18 protein-coding genes are annotated in these 23,052 nt (G+C 70.2%); 5 read left to right on the top strand and 13 right to left on the bottom strand.

Features of this window, described 5'->3' with window-relative positions; all coding sequences use genetic code 11:
* Positions 1–9 precede the first annotated feature (9 nt).
* Positions 10–966, top strand: a complete 957-nt coding sequence (locus tag ACXAFN_RS03275; RefSeq protein WP_474986150.1) for a carbohydrate kinase family protein — start codon at positions 10–12, stop codon at positions 964–966.
* Between the two features lie 120 nt (positions 967–1,086).
* Here the strand turns inward: ACXAFN_RS03275 and xylB are convergent, their stop codons facing one another.
* From xylB to cra, 12 genes are all read right to left on the bottom strand, one after another.
* Entirely contained in the window at positions 1,087–2,574 is a 1,488-nt protein-coding gene (gene xylB / locus ACXAFN_RS03280; RefSeq protein ID WP_474987466.1) for a xylulokinase, read from the bottom strand.
* Complete coding sequence (locus ACXAFN_RS03285; RefSeq protein ID WP_474986151.1) at positions 2,574–4,058, bottom strand: mannitol dehydrogenase family protein; 1,485 nt, start codon at positions 4,056–4,058, stop codon at positions 2,574–2,576. The genes xylB and ACXAFN_RS03285 overlap by 1 nt, the downstream gene beginning before the upstream one ends.
* A gap of 63 nt (positions 4,059–4,121) precedes the next feature.
* Entirely contained in the window at positions 4,122–4,754 is a 633-nt protein-coding gene (locus tag ACXAFN_RS03290) for a nucleoside triphosphate hydrolase (protein ID WP_474986152.1), read from the bottom strand.
* Positions 4,755–4,981: 227 nt separating this feature from the next.
* Complete coding sequence (locus ACXAFN_RS03295; RefSeq protein WP_474986153.1) at positions 4,982–5,758, bottom strand: L-iditol 2-dehydrogenase; 777 nt, start codon at positions 5,756–5,758, stop codon at positions 4,982–4,984.
* A gap of 31 nt (positions 5,759–5,789) precedes the next feature.
* Complete coding sequence (locus tag ACXAFN_RS03300; protein WP_474986155.1) at positions 5,790–6,476, bottom strand: HAD family hydrolase; 687 nt, start codon at positions 6,474–6,476, stop codon at positions 5,790–5,792.
* A gap of 11 nt (positions 6,477–6,487) precedes the next feature.
* Positions 6,488–7,633, bottom strand: a complete 1,146-nt coding sequence (locus ACXAFN_RS03305) for an ABC transporter ATP-binding protein (RefSeq protein WP_474986157.1) — start codon at positions 7,631–7,633, stop codon at positions 6,488–6,490.
* A 205-nt stretch (positions 7,634–7,838) separates the two neighbouring features.
* On the bottom strand, positions 7,839–8,726 hold the full coding sequence (locus ACXAFN_RS03310) for a carbohydrate ABC transporter permease (protein ID WP_474986159.1): 888 nt from the start codon (positions 8,724–8,726) through the stop codon (positions 7,839–7,841).
* 15 nt (positions 8,727–8,741) lie between these two features.
* The gene (locus tag ACXAFN_RS03315) at positions 8,742–9,632 is read right to left on the bottom strand and encodes a carbohydrate ABC transporter permease (RefSeq protein WP_394590752.1); all 891 of its coding nucleotides are present in this window, start codon (positions 9,630–9,632) and stop codon (positions 8,742–8,744) included.
* A gap of 70 nt (positions 9,633–9,702) precedes the next feature.
* Entirely contained in the window at positions 9,703–11,016 is a 1,314-nt protein-coding gene (locus tag ACXAFN_RS03320; protein ID WP_474986161.1) for an ABC transporter substrate-binding protein, read from the bottom strand.
* 198 nt (positions 11,017–11,214) lie between these two features.
* A complete protein-coding gene (locus ACXAFN_RS03325) occupies positions 11,215–12,975 on the bottom strand; it encodes a purine-cytosine permease family protein (protein ID WP_474986163.1) in 1,761 nt (586 codons plus the stop codon).
* 266 nt (positions 12,976–13,241) lie between these two features.
* Positions 13,242–14,210 (bottom strand): sugar-binding transcriptional regulator, encoded by a 969-nt coding sequence (locus ACXAFN_RS03330; protein WP_474986164.1) that lies wholly within the window; start codon positions 14,208–14,210, stop codon positions 13,242–13,244.
* 83 nt (positions 14,211–14,293) lie between these two features.
* Complete coding sequence (cra, locus tag ACXAFN_RS03335; RefSeq protein ID WP_474986166.1) at positions 14,294–15,298, bottom strand: catabolite repressor/activator; 1,005 nt, start codon at positions 15,296–15,298, stop codon at positions 14,294–14,296.
* Between the two features lie 219 nt (positions 15,299–15,517).
* On the opposite strand from cra, the gene ptsP reads away from it, so the two are divergent.
* From ptsP to ACXAFN_RS03350, 3 genes are read left to right on the top strand one after another with little or no spacing between them, the layout of a single operon-like run.
* Entirely contained in the window at positions 15,518–18,385 is a 2,868-nt protein-coding gene (gene ptsP, locus ACXAFN_RS03340; RefSeq protein WP_474986168.1) for a phosphoenolpyruvate--protein phosphotransferase, read from the top strand.
* A complete protein-coding gene (gene pfkB / locus ACXAFN_RS03345) occupies positions 18,385–19,359 on the top strand; it encodes a 1-phosphofructokinase (RefSeq protein WP_474986170.1) in 975 nt (324 codons plus the stop codon). Before ptsP ends, pfkB begins: the two co-directional genes overlap by 1 nt.
* Positions 19,356–21,086: a PTS fructose-like transporter subunit IIB gene (locus ACXAFN_RS03350; RefSeq protein WP_474986171.1), complete on the top strand. Its 1,731-nt coding sequence runs from the start codon at positions 19,356–19,358 to the stop codon at positions 21,084–21,086. The genes pfkB and ACXAFN_RS03350 overlap by 4 nt, the downstream gene beginning before the upstream one ends.
* An 80-nt stretch (positions 21,087–21,166) precedes the next feature.
* On the opposite strand, the gene ACXAFN_RS03355 is transcribed toward ACXAFN_RS03350, so the two are convergent.
* Entirely contained in the window at positions 21,167–21,610 is a 444-nt protein-coding gene (locus tag ACXAFN_RS03355) for a hypothetical protein (RefSeq protein ID WP_474986173.1), read from the bottom strand.
* 451 nt (positions 21,611–22,061) lie between these two features.
* Here ACXAFN_RS03355 and ACXAFN_RS03360 point away from each other — a divergent pair, with 451 nt between their 5' ends.
* Positions 22,062–23,039, top strand: coding sequence for a PDR/VanB family oxidoreductase (locus ACXAFN_RS03360; protein WP_474986175.1), 978 nt, complete (start codon positions 22,062–22,064; stop codon positions 23,037–23,039).
* Positions 23,040–23,052 lie beyond the last annotated feature (13 nt).

A 23,052-nucleotide genomic window follows, 5' to 3' on the forward strand; every position in this document is an offset into this window, starting at 1 on the left:
ACCACGACCATGCTGCCCGTTATCGCCTTCGGTGAAGCCCTCGTCGACATGCTCTCCAGCCGCCTGGGGGACGCCACCGACGGGACCACGGAGACCTTCACCCCCTATGCCGGCGGCGCTCCGGCCAACGTCGCCGTGGCCTGCGCGCGGCTCGGCGTGCCCAGCCGTTTCCTCGGCATGCTCGGCGACGACCACTTCGGCGACTTCCTGGCCGAGGCCCTGGGCGCCCAGGGCGTCGACCTCTCCGGCGTGTGCCGCACCCGCGAGGCACGCACGGCGCTGGCCTTCGTTTCCCGGGACGCCGACGGCGAGCGCACCTTCGACTTCTACCGGCCGCCCGCCGCCGACCTGCTCTATCGCCTGGAGCACCTGCCGGCGGGGATCTTCGCCGAACCGGCGATCCTGCACCTGTGCAGCAACAGCCTGACCGACCCCGAGATCGCCGAGACCAGCCTGGCCATGGCCGAGATGGCCGCCCGGGCCGGCTGCGTGGTCAGCGTCGACGCCAACCTGCGCCACAACCTGTGGGCCGAGGGCCGCGCCGACGCCGCCCTGGTCACCCGGCTGCTCGACACCGCCGACCTGCTCAAGCTGTCCCGCGAGGAAGTCGACGACCTGCGCGGCGACCATCCCGAGGAGGCCTGGCTGGCCGAGCGCCTGGCCGCCGGGGTCAAACTGGCGGTGATCACCGACGGCGGCGGCGACGTGCGCGCCCTGGGCGCCGGCCTGTCGCTTTCGGTCGCGCCGCCGGCGGTGGAGCCGGTGGACACCACCGCCGGCGGCGATGCCTTTATCGGCGGGCTGCTGGCGGCGCTGGCCGAGGGCGGCTTCGAGGAAGGCTGGCATCGCGACACGGCGAGCCTGGAAGCGGCGCTGGCCTTCGCCTGCCGCTGCGGCGCCCACGCCGTCACCCGCCCCGGCAGCTATGTCGCCCTGCCCACCCGGGACGACCTCGCCACGGCCTGAACGGCGCCCGATCGCGACAGCGCCCGATGACGATTCGTCATCGGGCGCTGTCTCGTCAGGAGTGTCTTGTCACCGGTGTCGTGGTGGAGACCCCGGCAAGGGAGACCCTGGGCGAGGCTCTCAGGCCATCACGCCATGGTGCTCGGCCAGCAACCGGCGATAGCGCGCATAGACGCCCCGATAGGCCTCGACGCGCTCGCCGTCGGGTTCGGCCCGGGAGTCCTCGTCGAGGCGCACCAGCCGGGTACAGAGCGCGTCCAGCGAGGCATCGGCGGAACCCTCGCACCAGGCCGCCTGCAGGGCCGCGCCCAACGCCGCGGCGTCGGTGATGTCGGGACAGATCACCGGGGTGGCCAGGATGTCGGCGACCATCTGCCGCCACACCGAGCTCTTGGCCCCGCCGCCGATCAGGCGGATCTCGCTGGCGTCCCGGGCCAACCCGCCGAGCCGCTCGAGGCCGTAGCGCAGGCCGAAGGTCGCGCCCTCGACCACCGCCCGGCACAGATTGGCCTGGGTGGCATTGACGTCGGTCAGGCCCAGGAAACTGCCGGTGGCCTGGGGCAGTGGCGGGACCCGCTCGCCGTTGAAGAACGGCAGCACCGTCACGCCCTCGGCGCCGATCGGCGCGGCGGCGAGTCGCTCGCCGAAGGCCGCCAGGTCGAGGCCGAACAGTTCGCGTACCCGGGTGGTCGCCGAGGTCACGTTCATGGTGCAGATCAGCGGCAGCCAACCGCCGTGGCTGGCGCAGAAGTTGGCCACCTGGGCGTCGTCGGCGACCACCGGCTCGGGAGAAAAGGCACAGACCGTGCCCGAGGTGCCGAGGCTCAGCGTCACCAGGCCCGGTGAGATATTGCCGGTGCCGATGGCCCCCAGCATGTTGTCGCCGCCCCCGCTCGAGACCACCACGCCCTCGGCCAGCCCCAGCTCGCGGGCCAGCGCCGGGCGCACCGTGCCGGCCGGCTCGCGGGCGCCGATCAGCCGCGGCAGCACCCGGCCCGGGTCGAGCTCCGGGGCGATCTCGGCCAGAACGTCCTCGCGCCAGCGGCGGGCGCGAGTGTCGAAGTAGCCGGTGCCCGAGGCGTCGCCGGCCTCGGCGACCCGTTCGCCGGTGAGCCAGAAGTTGAGGTAGTCGTGGGGCAGCAGCAGGGTCGCGATGCGTCGGTAGGCCTCGGGCCGGGCGTCGCGCAGCCAGGCCAGCTTGGAGGCGGTATAGCCGGTCTGCAGCACCAGTCCCAACCTGTCGAGGCAACCGGCCTCGCCGCCCAGGCGCTCGACCAGGGCGGCGTTGTGATCCGCGGTCTCGGTGTCGCACCACAGCTTGGCCGGGTGCACCGGCTCATCGGCGGCGTCCAGGGCCACCAGGCCATGCTGCTGGCCGGACACGCCGATGGCACGAATCGCTTGGGGCTCGATGCCCGCGCGGACCACGGCGTCGTGGAAGGCGCCGCGAAAGGCGTCGATCCAGTCGGCGGGATCCTGCTCGCGGCGGCCGCCCTCCCCCGCCTCCAGGCGGTGAGGGCGGCTCGCCTCGCCGAGGATCCGGCCGCCGTCGATGTCGACCACCACCACCTTGGTGCTCTGGGTCCCGCAGTCCACGCCGATGTACATCATGCGTCCTCTCGCTCGACCAGCGCCTCCAGCGTAGCGCGTGCGCCGTCACGCTGCAGGCGCTCCAGCGCCCACAGATAGGCCCGGCGAAAGCGCTCCTCGCCCGCCAGGTCGCCGAACAGCTCGCGATTGTCGATAAAGGCGGTCGGCTCGTCATGCTGCCGGCCGGCAAGAGACATCAGCTCGTCCTTCAGGCGGTCGACGACCTCGATCGGCTCGCCCGCCTCGTCGACGCCCTCGGCATAGCGCGCCCAGCTGGCCACCACGGCCGCGGCGCGGTGCAGCTCGCCGCCGCAGGCGAGCTGCTCCCGGATCACCGGCAGCAGCCACTTGGGAATGCGATCCGAGCTCTCGGCGCACAGCCTGGCCAGGGTGTCCTTGACCTCGGGGTTGGCGAAGCGCTCGATCAGGGTGCGGCGGTAGGCGTCGAGATCGACGCCGGGCAGCGGCGCCAGGGTCGGCGTGGCCTCGTGGGTCATGTAGCCGAGCAGGAAATCGACGAACAGCGGGTCGACGCTGGCCTCGTGGGCATAGCCGTAGCCGGCCAGGGTGCCGAAGTAGCACAGCGCCTGGTGGCTGGCGTTGAGCAGGCGCAGCTTCATCAGCTCATAGGGCTCGACGTCTTCGACCACCTGCACCCCGGCTTCCTCGAAGGCCGGGCGACCGGCGGCGAAGCGATCCTCGAGCACCCACTGGGTAAAGGGCTCGCAGACCACCGGCCAGGCATCCTCGACGCCGAAGCGCGAGGCCAGCTCCTCGATGTCGTCGGCGGTGGTTACCGGGGTGATGCGGTCGACCATGGAGTTGGGAAACGGCACCTCGGCCTCGATCCAGGCGGCGAGTGCCGCGTCGCGGGCACGGGCGAAGGCGGTGAACATGCGCTGCGCCACCTCGCCGTTGCCCTGGATGTTGTCGCAGGACATCACGGTGAAGGGCGCCAGGCCGCGCGCGCGACGCCGCGCCAGCGCCTCGGTGATCAGCCCGAAGCTGGTGCAAGACGCGGCCGGCTCGGCCAGGTCGTGCCGCACGTCGGGGTTGTCGAGATCGAACTCGCCCGTCACCGGATGGAAGTTGTAGCCGCCCTCGGTGACCGTCAGCGAGACGATGCGAATGGCCGGATCGGCCATCAGCTCGATCACCGCCTCGGGGTCGTCCGGGGCGTAGCGGTAGTCGATGATCGAGCCGATCACTCGCGGCTCGCGACGGCCGTCGGGATGCTTGACCACCAGGCTGTAGAGGTGGTCCTGGGAGGCCAGCGCCTGCTGCATGCGCCGGTCGCCGGGCATCACCCCGACGCCGACGATGCCCCAGTCCAGCGCCAGGCCGCGGTTCATCAGGTCGTCGAGGGTCACCGCCTGGTGGGCGCGGTGGAAGCCGCCCACCCCGAAGTGGACGATGCCGGCGCTGACCGCAGCGCGGTCGTAGGACGGCCGGGCGACCTCCGGGGCCAGTCGGTCCAGGTGGGCGGTAGCGAGTCGGATCATGGGACGTCTCCTGGCGCGTGTTGCGGTCGAGTCGAAAGGGGTAAGAAAGGGGAAGGGTCGGGCTCAGTCACCGGCGACCCAGTGCAGGTCGGCGGCCACCGAGGCGGCCTTGATCAGGCGGGCGTTGAGCATGTCCTTGTGACGGGCGCGCTCGATGGCGCCGGCCGGGTCCTGGCCCATCTCCCGCCAGCGCTGGATCAGCCGCGCCTCGAGCAGCTCGTCGGGCACCTCGAGGAACAGCGTCATGTCGAACAGCGGTCGCAGCGACGGCCAGGGGCCCTGGTCGAGCAGCAGGTAGTTGCCCTCGACGATCACCAGGCGATGCTCGAGGGTGATCAGCCGGCCCCCGGCCCGCGCCAGGTCCAGCGGCCGGTCGAACACCGGCACGGCGACGGGGCGATCGGCGCGGCGGAGGCGCTCCAGGTCGTGCGTGAGCCCGTCGCAGTCGAAGGTCTCCGGCGCGCCCTTGACGGGCACCAGGCCCCGGGGCTCGAGTACGGCGTTGTCGTAGTGGTAGCCGTCCATCGGTACCACCGCGGCGCTGTCGGGCTCACGGGCGTTGAGCTCGCGGCACAGCCAGCCCGAGAGGAACGACTTGCCGGCGGCCGGCGGGCCCGCCAGGGCGACGATGAAGCGCCGGCTCTCCCCCGCCGCCTCCAGCACCCGCTCGGCCACCTCATGGATATTGGGAGTCATTGGTCTTGTCCCTTTTCAATCAAGGCGTATTGGAACAGAGCAACGAAGTGATTCCGGAATACGGACACTCTGCGCTTCTTCCAAACTCCGCCGATTGATCGACTTTCCCGGCGACAAGCCTGCGCGAGGGCGCTGTGAACCCGTCCTTGGGCGCTACCGACGCCATCCCTGGCGTAGGACCCTCGCTCCGCCTTGTCCCCGGTGCCGATCGGCAGAGGTAGTGACCGTCAGCTCATCCAGTTGCCACCGTCGACGTTCAGCGTCTGCGCCACCACGTAATCGCTGTCGTCGCTGGCCAGGAACACCGCGGCGCCGGCGTGATCCTCCGGCCGCCCCATGCGCCCGTAGGGCACCGCTTCGCCCACCAGGCGCTTCTTCTCGCCAAGGGGGCGACCCTCGTAGCGGGCGAACAGCGCATCGACCTCGTCCCACATCGGGGTGTCGACCACGCCCGGGGCGATGCCGTTGACGTTGATGCCGTGCTCGATCAGCGCCAGCCCGCAGGACTGGGTCAGACTGATCACCGCCGCCTTGGAGGCGCAGTACATGCTGACCAGCGGCTCGCCGCGGCGGCCGGCCTGGGAGGCCATGTTGATGATCTTGCCGCCCTGCCCGCGTTCCACCATCGCCCGGGCTACCGCCTGCAGGGTGAAGAAGGCGCCCTTGACGTTGACGGCGAACTGCCTGTCGTAGCTGTCTTCGCTGACCTCGAGCACCGGGGCCATGTCGAACACCGCGGCGTTGTTGACCAGGATGTCGATGCCGCCGAAGCGCCGGACGGTCTCCGCGACCATGGCGTCGATGGAGGCACGGTCGCAGACGTCCAGACGAATGCCCGCGACGCGCTCGCCACCGTCGAGGGCATTCACGGCCTCGTCGATGGCCGCCGCGTCGATGTCGGCCACCACTACCCGGGCGCCCTCGGTGAGATAGCGTTCGGCGATGGCCAGGCCGATGCCCCGTGCGCCGCCGGTGATCACGGCGACCCTGTCGTGAAGTTTCATGCTGTCGTCCTCGCTGGAAGGTGGTATCGAATCATCGGCCCGCGGCCGTCCGGCGCGCCCGTTGCCAGTGCGCCACCAGCGCGGCCAGTTCGTCCATGTGCGACATCACTCGCCAGGCCCCCGCCTCGCGCAGCCGCTCGGCCTGGCCTGGCGGCACGTGGCTGGCGCCGATGAAGCCGATCACCGTCATGCCGGCGCGGTGGGCGGCGGTAACGCCGGAGACGCTGTCCTCGACCGCCAGGCAGTCATCCGGGGTACGCCCCAAACGTGCCGCGGCGTGGCGATAGACCGCCGGATCCGGCTTGGGCTTCTCCACCTGGTCGGCGGTGAAGATCGGCGCCTCACCCAGCCGCGCCGCGAGCCCGGTGGTCGCCAGCGACGCCATCACGCGCTGGCGACGGCTGTTGGAGACCACCGCCATCGGCAGGTCCAGCGCCGCGATGGCCCCGGCCACGCCGTCGATGGCGCGCAGTTCGTCGGCCAGGCGCGCCTCGATCTCGTCGTCGAGGCGGCCCAGGGCCTCGGGCGGCAGGCGATGGGCGCTCAGGCCCTCGAGATGGGCGAGGATGTCGGCGGTGGTCATGCCCAGCGCCTGAGCCAGCAGCCTCTCGACCTCGATGTCCGGCAGCCATTCGGCGAGCCGCTGGATCAGCGTGGCCTCGGCGATGGTCTCGCTGTCGACGAGCACGCCGTCGCAGTCGAAGATCAGGGTGTCCATGGGCATGCCTCTCATTCGCTGTCGGCGCTCGAGGCCACGCGGTTGTCCTGGCGCCTCAGGCCGGCCAGGGGATGCGGCTCGAGGCTCGGCAGGGCCAGGCCGTCGGCGTCGAACAGGTGGGCGCGCCCGGGCTCGAAGCCGAAGCGCAGCGTATCGTGGACGCGGTGGGCGACATCGCCGTCGGCCATGATGGTCACCGTCTGCTCGCCCATCCTCACGTAGAGCGAGGTCTGGCCGCCCAGGCGCTCGAGGACCTGGATCTCGCCGGACAGCGGCCCCTGGTCGTCGAGCACCAGATGCTCCGGCCGGATGCCGAGCTCCAGGGCCGCGCCCGCGGCCTGCCACTGGCCGTCGACCGGAACCCGGGTGACATCCCCGCCGGGCAGGCGCACGCTGACGCCCTCGGCGCCGGCCTCGGTGGCCTCCACGGGCAGGAAGTTCATCTTCGGCGAACCGATGAAGCCGGCCACGAAGCGGTTGCGAGGATGGTGGTAAAGCGCCATCGGCGAACCCACCTGCTCGACCACCCCGCCCTGCAGCACCACGATCTTGTCGGCCATGGTCATGGCCTCGATCTGGTCGTGGGTGACGTAGATCATGGTGGCGTCGAGCTCCTCGTGGAGGCGCGCCAGCTCGATGCGCATCTGCACGCGCAGCGCCGCGTCGAGGTTCGAGAGCGGCTCGTCGAACAGGAAGATGCTCGGGTTGCGCACGATGGCGCGGCCGATCGCCACGCGCTGGCGCTGCCCGCCGGACAGCGCCTTGGGCTTGCGGTCGAGCAGCGGCTCGAGCTGCAGGATCCGGGCGGCCTCGAGCACCTTCTCCCGGCGCTCGGCCTTCGGTGCCCCGGCCAGGCGCAGGCTGAAGCCCATGTTGTCCTCGACGGTCATGTGCGGATAGAGCGCATAGCTCTGGAACACCATGGCCAGGCCGCGGTCGGCGGGCCCCACCTCGTTGATGCGCTGGCCGTCGATGACGATATCGCCGGAGGTGGCGCTCTCGAGCCCGGCGATCATGCGCATCAGGGTCGACTTGCCGCAGCCGGAGGGGCCGACGAAGACCACGAACTCGCGGTCGTTGACCTCGAGGTCGACGCCCTTGATGACGTCGGTCTCGCCGAAGCTCTTGGTGATCTGCTTGAGTTGAAGCGTGGACATCAGGGAATCCTCATTATTTGACGGCGCCGAAGGTGAGGTCGGGAACCATCTGCTTCCGGGCTGGGCGAGAGCGCCAACCGAACACCGGCGTTTCGGCAGCGTCGGGCATTCATTTCACGGCACCGAAAGTCAGACCGGGAACCATCTGCTTCCGGGCTGGGCAAGAGCGCCAGCCGAACACCGGCGTTTCGGCAGCGTCGGGCATTCATTTCACGGCACCGAAGGTGAGGCCACGGACCATCTGTTTTTGTGTGAGCCAACCGAACACCAGGATCGGTGCGATGGCCATGGTCGAGGCGGCGGAGAGCTTGGCCCAGAACAGGCCCTCGGGGCTCGAGAAGGAGGCGATGTAGGCGGTCAGCGGGGCGGCCTGGGAGGAGGTCAGGTTGAGGCTCCAGAAGGCCTCGTTCCAGCTCAGGATTACCGCCAGCAGCCCCGTTGAAGCGATGCCCGGCAGAGTCAGCGGCAGCAGCAGGTACCACACCTCCTGCAGCGTGCCGGCGCCGTCCATGCGGCCCGCCTCGAGGATGTCCCTGGGCAGGTCCTTGAAGAAGGTGTAGAGCATCCACACCACGATCGGCAGGTTCATCAGCGTGTAGACGATGGTCAGCCCGAGGCGGGTATCGAGCAGGCCGACGTCCCGGAACAGCAGGTAGATCGGCACCAGCACCCCCACCGGCGGCAGCATCTTGGTGGACAGCATCCACAGCAGCGTGCCCTTGGTGCGCTTGGTCGGCAGGAAGGCCATGGCATAGGCCGAAGGAATGGCGATCACGAGCGCCAGCAGGGTCGAGCCGAAGGACACCACCACGCTGTTCAGCGCGAAGTGGAGGTAGTCGGCGCGGCTCTGGACCTCGGCGTAACTGTCCAGGGTCGGCGAGAAGATCAGGCTGGGATCGGCGACGGCCGCGGCCTCGGTCTTGAAGCCGGTCAGCACCATCCAGAAGATCGGGAAGAAGATCACTCCGGCGACGCTCCAGCCGAGCACGGTCAGCCACAGGCGCCGGCTGCGCAGGGACGCGAACAGCGGGCTCGGCGTGGCCTGCGGCGTAGTGCCGGCGGCGCTCATCGATTTGGTTCTTGCGGTGGTCATGGCGGCGCTCCCGTGTCAGTTGTCCAGGTTCCTGGCCACCATGCGGACCAGGAAGATGGCGACGATATTGGCCAGCACGATCGCCACCACGCCGCCGGCGGAGGCCATGCCGACGTCGAAGTCGAGCAGCGCGCGGATGTAGATCAGGTAGGCCAGGTTGGTGGTGGCGAGGCCAGGACCGCCGGAGGTGGTGACGAAGATCTCGGCGAAGATGGTCAGCAGGAAGATCATCTCGATCATGATCACCACGCTGATCGCCCGCTTGAGGTGCGGCAGGGTGATGAAGAAGAAGATCGCGATGGGCCCGGCGCCGTCCATGCGCGCCGCCTCGACCTGGTCGTCGTCCAGCGACTGCATGGCGGTGAGCAGGATCAGCAGCGCGAAGGGTAGCCACTGCCAGGCAACGATGATGATGATCGAGGTCAGCGGCAGCGACGAGAACCAGTCCAGCGCCGGCAGGCCCAGCGACTCGGCCAGCCAGGCCAGCACGCCGTTGGCCGGGTGCATCATCATGTTCTTCCACACCAGGGCGCTGACCGTGGGCATGACGAAGAACGGCGAGATGGCCAGCACCCGGGCGACACCGCGGCCCAGGAACTCCTGCTGGAACAGCACCGCCAGCAGGGTGCCGCCGACCACGGTGATCGCCAGCACCCAGCCGACCAGCAGCAGGGTGGTGCCGATCGCCGACCACAGTGCCGGGTCGGTGAACAGATATTCGTAGTTTTCGAGCCCGGCGAAGCCGGTCATGCCGGGCATCAGCAGGTTGTAGCGCTGCAGCGAGAACCATACGGTCATCGCCAGCGGCACTATCATCCACAGAAACAGCAGGGTGACGGCCGGCGCCTGGAGCGAGAGGGTACGCAGCCCCCCGACCGTGCGTCCGGAGGATCGTGTCTTGTTCATGATCTGACCCATGGGAAATGGAAGGTGGGTAACGGCCGGCCGGGGCCCTGCCCCGGCCGGCCCACGCGGCTCACTCGAAGTAGCCGGCACGTTCCATGGTGCGCTGGGTGGCGCGCTGGGCGGCCTGCAGGGCCTGCTCGACCGAGGTCTCGCCGGTCAGCGCCGAGGCCACCATCTGGCCGACCTGAGTGCCGACCGACTGGAACTCGGGGATGCCCACGAACTGCACGCCGACGTAGGGATTGGGCTCCAGGGTCGAGTCGGTGGGATCGGCGCCCTGGATGGCGTTCAGCACGAAGTCGGCGAAGGGCGCGGCCTGCTGATAGTCGGCGTTCTCGTAGGTGGAGACCCGGGTGCCGGGCGGCACGCTGGTCCAGCCCTCGCGCTCGCCGACCAGCTCGATGTATTCCTGCGAGGTCGCCCAGGTAATGAACTCACGGGCCGCATCCTTCGAGTCGGACGAGGCCGGAATGCCCAGCGCCCAGGACCACAGCCAGTGCGAGCCCTTGGGCGTCTCGGCCACCGGTGCCGGGGCGAAGCCGAGCTGGTCGGCCACCGTCGACTCTTCGGGGTTATAGAGCTTGCCCGCCGCCGAGGTGGCATCGACCCACATGGCACAGTTGCCGCGGGAGAACAGCGCCAGGTTCTCGTTGAAGCCGTTGGAGCTGGCGCCGGGCGGGCCGTAGTCGCCCAGCAGCTCGACGTAGAAGGAGATCGCCTCCTGCCAGGCCGGGGAATCGATCTGCGGCTGCCAGTCCATGTCGAACCAGCGCCCGCCGAAGGTGTTCACCAGGGTCGAGACGAAGGCCATGTTCTCGCCCCAGCCCGGCTTGCCGCGCAGGCAGATGCCGTAGGTCTCGTCGTCGGGGGCATGCAGCTGGCCGGCCCAGTCGCGGACCTGCTCCCAGGTGGGCTGCTCGGGCATCTCGATGCCCGCCTGCTCGAACAAGTCCCGGCGAAAGTAGAGCATCGAGCTCTCGGCATAGAACGGCAGGGCATGCAGGGTGCCGTCGTCGTCGCTCAGGCCATCGCGCACCGACTGCAGCAGATCGTCGACCCGGTAGTCGGCGGGCAGCTCGTCGAGCGGCGCCAGCCAGTCGCGCTCGGCCCAGATCGGCACCTCGTAGGTGCCGATGGTCATCACGTCGAACTGGCCGCCGCCGGTGGCGATATCGGTGGTCAGGCGCTGGCGCAGCACGTTCTCCTCGAGCACCACCCAGTCCAGGGTGATATCGGGATGGGCCTGCTCGAAGGCACCGGTCAGGCTCTGCATGATCACCATGTCGTTGTTGTTGACGGTGGCCACGGTGATGGTCTCGGCCTGGGCGGCGGTGGCGCCGGCCGCGGCCAGGCCGATGGCGGGGATCGCACGGGACAGCTTCATGGCATGCTCCTTGGTGGGAGGGTGTTGTGTTGTTGTCCGAAGGCGTGTCGCTGGATTGATCAATCTACTCATCTTTCGATCAAATGATCGAACACACCCCCAAAAAAAGCAAAGCCACACGACCTAGACTTTAGGCTAAATCCTGCGGGACAGTCGCTCCGCGGCGGGCGACGGCTCGCCCCGGTCGACGCCTCGTTCTCATGACGTAGGCGACGCCTGCGGGCAGACTCTCTCCCGGTCCCCGGCCTTGGCCCGCTTCAGCCCCCAGTAGGCAAACGTGAAATAGACGGCGGTACACCAGATGGTGATGTCGTGGAAGGCCTCGCGATTCGCGTGGTAGGCCGCCAGGTCGGGACTGTCGAACAGCACCCGCCACGCCAGGACCATCGGTATCAGCAGGCCGACCACGATCCAGGTGGCGCGGATGATCCGCGTCGGCAGCGAGGTGTCCCTGACCGGTTCGCGGCGCTCCCCCGCCGCCTGTTGCGCCTGATGCTCGCGGACCCGCGCCTGGAAGTCCCGTTCGGCGGCTTCGGCGTCGGGGTAGGCCTCGGCGGCACCATGCCGCTTGGCCAGCAGCGTGTAAGCGGCGATCGACACGCCCCAGGTCGGCAGGAACAGGTAGTAGAAGGGAATGATCCCGAGCCCGTTCAGGCCGAAGCCGAAGGCCAGCGAGATGCCCCAGGTTGCCAGCGCCGGCACGTTGTGCTTGAGCCCCTTGTAGCGCGCCCAGTAACGGCTGAAGCCGAGCCTGGGAAAGAGATGGTGTTCGGCGAAGATGATGCCGCCCACCGGCACCAGGATGAGTCCGGCATAGGTGAGCAGCGGCAGCATGCTCCGATAGACGAAGGGGAAACAGCTGGCCACGGCGACGCCGAGCCCCACCAGCAGCGTTGCCTTGTTGCGTGACCATCCGGGCAGTGCCGCCTGGGCCGCCAGGCCGGCGCGATAGAGGTTGGAGTTCGCCGTCGTCCAGCCGGCCACGATCACGATCACGAACCCGGACGCGCCCAACGCATGCCAGGCCACGTCGCCCGGCTCCAGGACGGCGATGCTGGTCTGGGTCACCGCCGCGGTCGCCGCCCCCATCAGGCCGGCGGAGATCCAGGCGACATAGTGGCCGAACATCATGCCCGTGCTGGACGCCAGGCCGTAGCGTGCCTTCCTGGCGTAGCGCAGCAGCGCCATGTCGATCAGGCCGAAATGCGCGAAGGTATTGGCTGCCCAGGCGAAGCCGATGACCTCCCAGATGCCGATGCCCGGTTCGCCCTGCACGTTGACCCCGGTGAACACCGTGGACCCGGCGATCTCGACGAAGCCCGAGGCACCGCCCAGGGTCGTGGCGCCGGTCAGCGACTCCGCCAGCTCCGGGAGCAAGACCATGCCACCGGCGGTGAACATCATCATCAGCCAGGGCGCGCAGATGCTGGCAAATTCGGTCAGGGCGTTGAAGCCGAACACCGCCACCAGCACCACGATGGCCGCCACCGCCAGCGCGAGCAGGACGAAGGTGGTGTCGGTGGGGTACGGCGCGACCTGCGGGGGAATATCGAACAGCACTCTGACCGCCGTCGCCGACACCGTGATCATCGCCGCGGAGATGGCGCTGAAGATGATGACGTTCGCCCAGTTGTAGAGGCGCGACATCGCGTCGCCGCCGATGCGCTGGAGGTAGGTGTAAAGGCTCAGGCGGGTCTTGACCGCGATCGGCGCGGTGATCAGCCAGAAGCTGAGGATCGCCAGGGTATTGCCGACCAGCAGGCCGATCAGGATGTCCCAGATGCCGGCGCCGAGGGCGACGAAGGTCGCACCGATCACGAACTCGGTCGCCGCCACGTGCTCCGCGGCATAGAGGCCGGCGAAGTGGCGCCCCCGGTGTCGTCGATGTGGCGGTACGGGCAGTTGCTCATCGTCCATCCGGGCGATGCGCCGGTCCGCTTCGGCCTTGGCATGGGCCATGTCGAACTCCTTGTTGTTGGATCGTGGCATGGTGATGAATCGATTGTCCCGGGCGCTTGCGCGGCGGCCCGGTCGGAGAGCGTTGTGGGGCGCCCCGAAAAATGATCAATTAACTCAAATGATGATCAAATGATCATGCTCGACGACGGAAAAAGCAAAGCCGAAGCGCCTAGACTTTAGGAGGGCAAGGTGCGCAGGAAAGGGCCTTCAGGGATCCCGAGAAGCGACCCTTCGATGGGAACGGACGTCATGTCGTCACCCGGGCGTCAGGCGCTCTGGCGGGCCATCTCGGTGTCGACGATGTAGCGGGCGGCGTGCTCGTCGGTGACCAGGCCCTTCAGCCAGCCGCCGCGCAGGGCGGCGAGAATCGCGGGCCCCTTGTCGCGCCCGCCGGCCAGCGCCACCAGGGTCTGCTCGCGGAACATCTCCAGCGGCAGGCTGGTGACCCGCTGGCTGGTCGAGCAATCGACCAGCTCGCCGCGGGCGTTCATCGGCCAGCCCAGCAGCTCGCCGACCGCGCCGCCGGAGATCAGCTCGTCGAGCTCGGCCTCGCTGATGAAGTGATCCTGGAACAGGGTCGCCTGACGATCGATGCGCCCTACCCCCACGAAGGCCGCCTCGGCCTGCCGGGCGACCTCGGTGATGGCCTGGAACAGCGCCTGCTCGCGCAGCGCCTCCTTCTCCGCCACCGAGCCGGCGACCACCGGCGCCGGCAGCAGGAAGCGCTCGCCGCCGGTCTTGTCGGCCAGGATCATCACGCCATCAAAACGGTTGGCCGAACCGTCGCGGGCCACGTTGCCCACCAGGGAGACGAAGCGATGCTGGGGCCGTTCGATGCGACTGAGCGCCTCCACCGTGGCGCGCACCGAGCGGCCGGTGCCCAGCGACAGGGTCAGCGGCTCGCTGCGATCGAGGTAGCGGGAAAGCCGTTCGGCGGCGGCGACCGCCAGGTAGCGGGCCTCGCTGTCCGAGGGCCCGGCGTCGGCGGGCGCCACGTCGCAGAATTCCAGGCCGAAGCGGTCGCGGATCGCCTCGGCCAGGGCCATGCAGTTGGCGATCGGATGGTCGACGCGGACCTTGACCAGGCCCTCCTGGCGGGCCAGCGCCAGCAGCCGCTGCACCCCGGGGCGAGAGACCCCCAACTGGGCGGCGATCTCGTCCTGGGTGCGACCGCCGACGTACGACAGCCAGGCGGCACGCGCGGCTTGATCCAGCTTTACCTCGAACTTGTCCACGACTCGACACTTCCTGCATGGCGGTGATCGGCGAGATCATCGCAAGCCTGCCCCGCCGGCACAATGCCCGTCGCCCGATCGCCTCAGGACGCCGCCGCCCGGCTCGCCTCGCCGCGCCAGCGCATTCGCCGCGGAATGACCTCGCGCCCCGGCCGCTGCTCGCCGCCGGCAGCGGCCAGGGCCCTGGCCAGGGCCGCCTCGGCCATGCGGTCGTGGTCCTGGACGGCGGAGTTGACCGCCACCGGCAGGAAATCCAGCAGCCGGCTGTCGCCGAAGGTGGCCAGGCGCAGCGACGCCGGCAGGCCGCCGGCCTCGAGCAGGGTGTCGAGCACGCCGTCGAACAGCGAGTAGGAGGCGGTGACCAGGGCATCCGGCAGCCCGTGCTCGTCGAGCACGCGGCGCATCAGCCGCGCACCCTCGGCGCGGTCGTAGCGCTCCCCGGCCAGCGACAGCGACGCCACGTCGCGTCCCGCGAGGGCGCGCTGGAAACCGGCACGCCGCTCCTGGGTGATCGACAGCCAGGGCACCGCATCGAGCCACACCACCCGCGCCGAGTCGGCCGCCAGCACCGAGGCGCCCAGGCGTTCGGCGGCCTCGGCGTCGTTGCTGACCACGCTGACGAAGCGCCGGGCATCGAAGCCCCGGTCGACGGCCACCACCGGCAGCCCCTCGTCCTGCAGCTCGACGTAGAAGGGATCGTCCATGGGCAGGCTGCTGGCGGTGATCAGCACCTCGCAGCGCCGCGCCCGCAGCGCCAGCGCCAGGTCGCGCTCGACCTCGGGGCGGTCGTCGGAGCCGGCGATGAGCAGCTGGTAGCCCGCCTCCCGGGCGCCCCGTTCCAGCCGCTTGGCCAGCCGCGCGTAGGTGGCGTTCTCCAGGTCGGGCACGATCAGCCCCAGGGTTCGGCTGGAGCCGCGCCGCAGGGCGGCCGCCTGCGGGTCGACCCGATAGCGATGGCGGTCCACCACCGCCATCACCTTGTCGATGGTTTCCTGGCTGATGCGCCGCTTCTCGGCCTGGCCGTTGATGACATAGCTGGCCGTGGTGCGCGAGACCCCGGCCAGACGAGCGATTTCCGCGAGCGTCATGGACTCCCCCTAGACTGTTGGGAGGCATTCTACGCCGGACCGTCGCCCTGCCATCCCCCTGCCAAAGTCGTAGACATTCGGCCTTGCCAAGCGAGGTGAAGCGATCCAGCATTCGTGATAATGAAGGTGACACGATTCATCTACCGTACACAAGCCGCTGCAACGCCACGGGAACCACGGAACGGCCCGGCGTCGCACCTCGACGAACCGGAGACACCCATGTTGACGCTACGCCAGGAAGACGTCCTGCTCGGCTGCCGGGCCGAGCACTGGCGCGCCGCGCTGGACCAGGCCGCCGAATCGCTGCACGCCGCCGGGCTGGTCGCTCCCGACTACCGCGACGGCCTGCATGCCCGGGAGGCCCAGTCCTCGACCTTCCTCGGCAACGCCATCGCCATTCCCCACGGCACCCCGGAGAGCCGCGAACACGTGCGCGCCACCGGCGTACGGGTGCTGCAGTTCCCCGAGGGCGTCGAGTGGCACGACGGCCAGCGGGTCCACGTGCTGGTGACCATCGCCGCCCAGAGCGACGAGCACCTCGACATCCTGCGCCAGCTGACTCACGTGCTGGACCAGGACGGCATCGCCGAGCGCCTGGCCGGCGCCGAGCAAGCCTCAGAGATCGCCGAGCTGCTGTCGAAGGCCGTAGTCGAGGCGAGGCTTGACGCCGACACCCTGTGCCTGGGCTTCCCCGCCCGCGATCATCACGAGCTGGCGCTGGCCGGCGCCGCCCGGCTGCGACAGGCCGAGTGCGTCGACGCCGCCTTCGTCGCCGACATTGCCGAGGCCACTCCGCGCGCCCTGGGCCGCGGCCTGTGGCTGGTGGCCAGCGGCCGGGGCGTGGGCGTGCCGGCGCTGGCCCTGGCGACCCCGGCCGCTCCCCTGCAGGCCGATGACGCCCCGGTCGAGGGCGTGTTCTGCCTGGCCGCCCAGGGCCAGGCCCACCGCGGCCTGCTCGAGCGCATCCTGGCGCTGCTCGACGGCGACGCCCCCGAGAGCCTTCACCGCCTGGACGCCGGCGCCCTGCTGGCGCGGCTGGCCGGCGAGTCCGCCGCCGCCAGCCAGCGCCAGGCCACGGTGCTCAACGCCCACGGCCTGCACGCCCGCCCGGCCAAGCAGCTGGTCCGGGTGGCCCGCGCCCAGGACACGGCGGTGCGCGTGCGCCTGGCCGAGGGCGGCTTCGATGCCGTCTCGGCCGCCAGCCTGACCAAGGTCATCAACCTCGGCGCCCGCCGCGGCCAACGACTGGTGTTCAGCGCCGAGGGCGACGGCGCCGAGGCCGCCCTGGACGCGGTCTGCCGTGCCGTGGAGGACGGCCTCGGCGAGCACGTCGAGCCCTTCGATGCCCACCGCGAACCGGTAGCGATGGAACAAGAGGACGCCCCGGCCCTCGAGCCGCTGGCCGACAACACCGCCCACCCGGCGGTGGCCGCCTCGCCGGGGCTGGCCATCGCCCCGGCCTTCGTGCTGACCACGCCGAGCTTCGACTATCCGGCCCGCGCCGCCGATCCGGCCGTCGAGCGCCGCCGGCTCGACGACGCCATCCGCGAGGGCGGCGACCAGCTCGAGGCGCTGATCGGCCAGGCCCGCGGCGGCGAGGTCTCGCAGATCCTGTCGATGCACGAGGAGATGCTCGGCGACCCCGAGCTGCACCAGGCCGCCCGCGAGGGCATCGACGAGGGCGCCTCCGCCGAGGCCGCCTGGTGGGAGGCGATCGATACCGCCGCCCAGGCCCAGGAGCGCCTGGCCGACAAGCTGCTCGCCGAGCGCGCCGCCGACCTGCGCGACGTGGGCCGCCGGGTGCTGGGCATCCTGTGTCGGGTCGAGCTGCCCGAGCCGCCGGACCACCCCTACATCCTGGTCACCGACGACATCGGCCCCTCCGACGTGGCGCGCCTCGACACCAGCCGGGTGCGCGGGCTGCTCACCGCCCGCGGCGGGGCCACGGCCCACAGCGCCATCCTGGCCCGGGCGCTGGGGATCCCGGCCGTGGTCGGCGCCGGCGAGCGCATCCTGCTGCTCGACAATGGCACCGAGCTGATCCTCGACGGTGAGCGCGGCCGCGTGACCCCGAATCCCGCCGCCGAGCGCCGCCAGGCTGCCGAGCAGCGCCTGGCCGAGCGCCGCCGCCGCGAGGCCGAGGCCTGGGAGGCCCGCTTCGAGGAGGCGCGTACCCGCGACGGCCATCGCGTCGAGGTCGCCTCCAACCTGGGCAACACCGCCCACGCCGCCGATGCCGTGGAGCGCGGCGCCGAGGGCGTCGGCCTGCTGCGCACCGAGTTCCTGTTCATGGCCCACGCCTCGCTGCCGGACCTGGACACCCAGGTCGCCGAGTACCGCGAGGCCCTCGACGCCCTGGACGGCCGCCCGCTGGTGGCCCGCACCCTGGACGTGGGCGGCGACAAGCCGCTGCCCTACTGGCCGCTGCCCCAGGAGAGCAACCCCTTCCTCGGCCTGCGCGGCATCCGCCTGGCGCTGACCCGGCCCGAGGTGCTCGAGACCCAGCTCAAGGCGCTGTTGATCGCAGCCGTCGGCCGCCCGCTGCGCATCATGCTGCCGATGGTCAAGGACGTGGCCGAGTTCCGCGCCGCCCGCGCCATCCTCGACCGGCTGCTCGAGGAGCTGCCGGCCGGCGAGCGCAGCGACGACGTCCAGCTCGGGGTGATGATCGAGGTGCCCTCCAGCGCCCTGCTGGCGCCGACCCTGGCCGCCGAAGTCGACTTCTTCTCGGTGGGCACCAACGACCTGACCCAGTACACCCTGGCCATCGACCGCGACCATCCCGAGCTCTCGGCCCAGGCCGACGGCCTGCACCCGTCGGTGCTGCGACTGATCGAGATGACCGTGGCCGCGGCCCACGCCGAGGGCAAGTGGGTCGGGGTGTGCGGCGAGCTGGCCAGTGACGCCACCGCGGTGCCGGTGCTGGTCGGCCTCGGCGTCGACGAGCTCTCGGTCAGCGCCCGCCAGGTGCCGCTGGTCAAGGCACGGCTGCGCGAATTCGACCTCGAGGAAGCCCGCGCCCAGGCCGCGCTGGCGCTCTCTCAGGCCACCGGCGAGGCGGTCCGCGACGCCCTGGAGGCGCGCTGATGGCCCGCCTGCTGACCCTGACCCTGAATCCGGCCCTGGACCTCTCGGTGTCGCTTTCGCGCCTGGCGCCCGGCGAGGTCAACCGCACCAGCGCCACTCATCTGGAGGCCGCCGGCAAGGGCGTCAACGTGGCCCGGGTGCTGGCCGCCCTCGGCCACGAGGTCTGCGTCTCGGGCTTCCTGGGCGCCGACAACGACGGCCCCTTCCTGCGCGCCTTCGAGGCCCAGGGGCTCGAGGACGCCTTCCTGCGCGTGCCTGGCGAGACCCGCATCAACGCCAAGCTCGCCGAGGCCGACGGCCGGGTCACCGACATCAACGGCCCGGGGCCTGCCATCGACGCCGACGCCTGGGGGCGCCTGCTGGCCTGGCTCGATGAGTTGGCCGCCGATGCCTCCCGCCGCCCGGCGGCGGTGGTGATCGCCGGCAGCCTGCCGCCCGGCGTCTCGCCCGGCGCGCTGGCCGAGCTGATCGGCCGACTGCGCGATACCGGCCTGCCGGTATGGGTGGACACCAGCGACGCGGCGCTGGAGGCCGCCATCGCCGCCGGCCCCACCGCGGTCAAGCCCAACGAGCACGAGCTCGCCGCCTGGGCCGGCACGCCGCTCGACAGCCACGCCGCACGTCTCGACGCCGCCCGTCGGCTGCATGCCGCCGGCATCGAGGAGGCAGTGCTCTCCGCCGGCGCCGAGGGCGTGCTGTGGGTCAGCCGCCGCGGCGCCTGGCAGGCCGTCCCGCCGCCCATGACGGTGGCCAGCACGGTAGGCGCCGGCGACACCCTGCTGGCCGCCCTGCTGCACGGGGTGCTCGAAGGCCACGCGCCCGACGAGGCGCTGCGCCTGGCCGCCGCACTGTCCGCCGAGGCGGTCCGCCATCTCGGCGTGGGCGACGCCCGCGCCACCGATTTCCCGTCACTCCAACAACAGACGCGCGTCCACCGCCTGGCCGGTGACGACGCCGGGGGAGCCCTCGCATGAACGCCATCCTCATCACCGCCTGCCCCAGCGGCCTGGCCACCACCTTCCTCGCCGCCCGGCGACTCGAGCAGGCCGCCGAGCGGCTCGGCTGGCAGACCACCGTGGAAATGCACGGCGAGCTTGCGCCGGTGCAGCCGGTCTCCGCCGAGGCCATCGCGGCCGCCGACCTGATCGTCGTCGCCGCCGACCACGTGCCCGACCCGCAGCGCTTCGCGGGCAAGCGGCTGTTCCACGCCGCCATCGACCAGGCGCTGCCCGATCCCGGCGGCTTCCTCGAACGCGCCGAGCGCGAGGCCGGGGCCTTCGAGCCCGGCGACGCGGCAGCCGCCGCGGCCGGCGGCCAGCGCATCGTCGCCGTGACCGCCTGCCCCACCGGGGTGGCGCATACCTTCATGGCCGCAGAAGCCCTCAGTGAAGCGGGGAAATCCCTCGGCCATGCGATCCGGGTGGAGACCCAGGGCTCGGTGGGCGCCCAGGACCAGCTCACCGACGAAGAGATCGCAGGCGCCGAGGTGGTGATCCTGGCCTGCGACATCGAGGTCGACCCCACCCGCTTCGCCGGCAAGCGGGTCTACCGCACCTCCACCGGCAGCGCGCTGAAGAAGTCCCGCCAGACCATCGAGGCGGCGCTGGCCGAGGCCACGGTGGAAGACGGCAGTGCGCCCTCGGGCGGCGGCGAGGCCAGGAAGAGCCTCAAGGAAAAGGGCGTCTACAAGCACCTGCTGACCGGGGTGTCCTTCATGCTGCCGATGGTGGTAGCCGGCGGCCTTCTGATCGCGCTGTCGTTCGTGTTCGGCATCGAGGCCTTCAAGGAGGAAGGCACCCTGCCCGCGGCGCTGATGCAGATCGGCGGCGGCACGGCCTTCGCGCTGATGGTGCCGGTGCTGGCCGGCTACATCGCCTATTCCATCGCCGACCGACCCGGCATCGCCCCAGGCATGATCGGCGGCATGCTGGCCTCCGAAATCGGCGCCGGCTTCATCGGCGGCATTCTGGCCGGCTTCCTGGCGGGCTACGCGGCCAAGGCGGTGACCCGTTACGTCAAGCTGCCGGCCAGCGTCGAGTCGCTCAAGCCGATCCTGATCATCCCGCTGCTGGCCAGTCTCGTTACCGGCCTGACCATGATCTACATCGTCGGCGAGCCGGTGGCGGCGATCCTCTCGGGGCTGACCGACTTCCTCGAGAACATGGGTTCCACCAACGCCCTGCTGCTGGGCGGCCTGCTGGGCGCCATGATGTGCTTCGACATGGGCGGGCCGGTGAACAAGGCCGCCTACACCTTCGGCGTCGGCCTGCTGGCCTCCGAGACCTACGCCCCCATGGCGGCGATCATGGCGGCGGGCATGGTGCCGGCGATCGGCATGGGCATCTCGAGCTTCGTGGCCCGCGCGAAGTTCTCGGAGCCCGAGCGCGAGGCCGGCAAGGCATCCTTCGTGCTGGGGCTGTGCTTCATTACCGAGGGCGCCATCCCCTTCGCCGCCAAGGACCCGCTGCGGGTGATCCCGGCAAGCATCGTCGGCGGTGCGGTGACCGGCGCGCTGTCGATGCTGTTCGGCGCCAAGCTGATGGCCCCCCACGGCGGCATCTTCGTGCTGCTGATACCCAACGCCATCACCCCGGTGATCGGCTACCTGCTCGCCATTCTCGCCGGCAGCCTGATCACCGGGCTGGGCTATGCGGCGCTCAAGCGTGGCGACCAGGCGGTGGCGGTCGAGGCCAGCGCCTGAGGCCGCACCACCCGCGATGACAGACGCCCCCGGCAGGCCGTTCGCGGCCTGCCGGGGGCGTCTTCGTTTTCCGCCTCCCGTTATGGCACGTGGACCGTCAGGCACTCCCGCAGCACGCCGCACTCGGCCTGTTTGTGGCGGGCGAAGGCCAGCAGCGCCGTCTCGAGCTCCGGCGTGACGTTGGTGTCCAGCAGCAGGCGCGACAGGCGGCTGGCCTCGTCGGCCGCGTCCAGCGCCTCCTCGAGCGCCTGGCTGACGCTCATGTCCTCGATCGTGGGAATCGCCGGCGCCTCGTCCCGGGTGATGCAGGCGGCCAGCTCCATGCGCTCGGCGGCCGCGGTCAGGGCATCGAGCTGCTGTTCGCACTCGGCACCGAGGTCGGCCACCACGCGGCTGATGTCGGCATGGCGGGCGGCCAGGTCCCGGGCGAGTCGACGGTAGCGCTGCAGGTCCTCGCTCTCGAGGCCACTGGCGAGCGTCAAGCGGTCCTGGGGCAGCAGGGTCAGCGGGGCGATATCGTTCATGGGTCGCATCCTCGTGTTGTCGTAGGGACAAGCGCCGCGACGCAGGCGACGGCATCAAGACCTAGCAAGAGACGGGCCAACTCGTGCCAATCGCAAGCCTCGCGGGGCGAAGGCGCCCGCCGAGAGATCGGGGTGCGACGGCGACGCACCGCTCGCGCCCCGCCGAGGCGGGCGATGCATGCCCCCTGGTGCACCAAGACCACGCCCTCCCCCGAATTGCCCCTTTCCTCCCAGCCCGCGACAGATACATCGGCGCTTCTCGTGCATGGCCGTCGTGCAGGCGCCAGGGTGCTACCCAGGCACCACAAGCTTGAGCGTCAGGGACGGGAGTGCCGCCGGGAGAGCTCACGGCCACGCGACTAAAGTCGCAACGCCGCGCCTTGCATTCGCGCCATGAAAATACTTAGATATAAAAGCATTTGGCGACACGACAACAACGAGGGAGTCCCCCATGGCGACCACTGACAATGCAGTACCCATGACCGCGCTGGAGGTTACCGCGCTGGATGCCATCGCCGAGGGCATCTATCGCCTCGAGTTTGCCCACCCGGAGGGCGACGAACTGCCCGAGTTCACCCCCGGTGCCCATCTGCACATCGAGGTGCCGAATGGCCAGGTGCGCCGCTACTCACTTTGCAATGATCCCGAAGAGCGAGACCGTTATGTCATCGCGGTCAAGCGTGAGGAGGCGGGCACCGGTGGCTCGAAGAGCCTGGTGGATGACACTCGGGTGGGAGATCGCCTGCAGGTGTCGGCCCCCGTCAACGACTTCGAGCTGAAAGGCAATCCGGCACGCTACGTGTTCATCGCCGGCGGCATCGGCATCACCCCGATCCTGTCGATGATCCACCACCTGCGCTCTACCGGTGGCAAGCCGTTCAAGCTCTACTACCTGACCCGCGAGCCGGAACAAACCGCCTTCCTTGAGGAGCTCAGCGGTCCCGAATTCCGCGGCAAGGTGGTGATCCATCATGACCACGGCGATCCGGACGACTCCTACGACCTGTGGCCGGTGCTGGAGCAGCCCAAGGGCGCGCATATCTACTGCTGCGGCCCGCGCGGCCTGATGGAAGCGGTGCGCGACATGACCGGCCACTGGTCATCCTCCAGCGTGCACTTCGAGGATTTCGGTGCCCAGAAGCAAGCCTCGGCAGAAAACGACACGCCGTTCACGGTGCGTCTGCACGGGACCGGCGAAGCGATCCCGGTGCCGGCGGGCGTCTCGATTCTCGAAGCCTTGCGGGCGAACGGCCATCACGTGCCCTATTCCTGTGAAAGCGGTACCTGTGGCTCCTGTCGCTCGACGCTGATCGAGGGCGAGGCGGACCATCGCGATCTGGTGTTGTCCGACGCCGAGCGGGCCGACCACATCATGGTCTGTGTCTCGCGCGCCTGCTCCAAGGAGCTGGTGATCGACCTGCCGGAATGAATCCGCCTTTTCC

The organism is Halomonas sp. ABH4_019, assembly GCF_056159885.1.

Bases quoted from the DNA above. Each gene is read 5' to 3' on its own strand.
- ACXAFN_RS03295 (WP_474986153.1), bottom strand. From the start codon at position 5,758: ATGAAACTTCACGACAGGGTCGCCGTGATCACCGGCGGCGCACGGGGC.
- ACXAFN_RS03305 (WP_474986157.1), bottom strand. From the start codon at position 7,633: ATGTCCACGCTTCAACTCAAGCAGATCACCAAGAGCTTCGGCGAGACC.
- ACXAFN_RS03285 (WP_474986151.1), bottom strand. From the start codon at position 4,058: ATGATCCGACTCGCTACCGCCCACCTGGACCGACTGGCCCCGGAGGTC.
- ACXAFN_RS03325 (WP_474986163.1), bottom strand. From the start codon at position 12,975: ATGGCCCATGCCAAGGCCGAAGCGGACCGGCGCATCGCCCGGATGGAC.
- ACXAFN_RS03355 (WP_474986173.1), bottom strand. From the start codon at position 21,610: ATGAACGATATCGCCCCGCTGACCCTGCTGCCCCAGGACCGCTTGACG.
- ACXAFN_RS03315 (WP_394590752.1), bottom strand. From the start codon at position 9,632: ATGAACAAGACACGATCCTCCGGACGCACGGTCGGGGGGCTGCGTACC.
- ACXAFN_RS03300 (WP_474986155.1), bottom strand. From the start codon at position 6,476: ATGGACACCCTGATCTTCGACTGCGACGGCGTGCTCGTCGACAGCGAG.
- cra (WP_474986166.1), bottom strand. From the start codon at position 15,298: ATGACGCTCGCGGAAATCGCTCGTCTGGCCGGGGTCTCGCGCACCACG.
- ACXAFN_RS03350 (WP_474986171.1), top strand. From the start codon at position 19,356: ATGAACGCCATCCTCATCACCGCCTGCCCCAGCGGCCTGGCCACCACC.
- pfkB (WP_474986170.1), top strand. From the start codon at position 18,385: ATGGCCCGCCTGCTGACCCTGACCCTGAATCCGGCCCTGGACCTCTCG.
- ptsP (WP_474986168.1), top strand. From the start codon at position 15,518: ATGTTGACGCTACGCCAGGAAGACGTCCTGCTCGGCTGCCGGGCCGAG.
- ACXAFN_RS03290 (WP_474986152.1), bottom strand. From the start codon at position 4,754: ATGACTCCCAATATCCATGAGGTGGCCGAGCGGGTGCTGGAGGCGGCG.
- ACXAFN_RS03310 (WP_474986159.1), bottom strand. From the start codon at position 8,726: ATGACCACCGCAAGAACCAAATCGATGAGCGCCGCCGGCACTACGCCG.
- xylB (WP_474987466.1), bottom strand. From the start codon at position 2,574: ATGTACATCGGCGTGGACTGCGGGACCCAGAGCACCAAGGTGGTGGTG.
- ACXAFN_RS03360 (WP_474986175.1), top strand. From the start codon at position 22,062: ATGGCGACCACTGACAATGCAGTACCCATGACCGCGCTGGAGGTTACC.
- ACXAFN_RS03320 (WP_474986161.1), bottom strand. From the start codon at position 11,016: ATGAAGCTGTCCCGTGCGATCCCCGCCATCGGCCTGGCCGCGGCCGGC.
- ACXAFN_RS03275 (WP_474986150.1), top strand. From the start codon at position 10: ATGCTGCCCGTTATCGCCTTCGGTGAAGCCCTCGTCGACATGCTCTCC.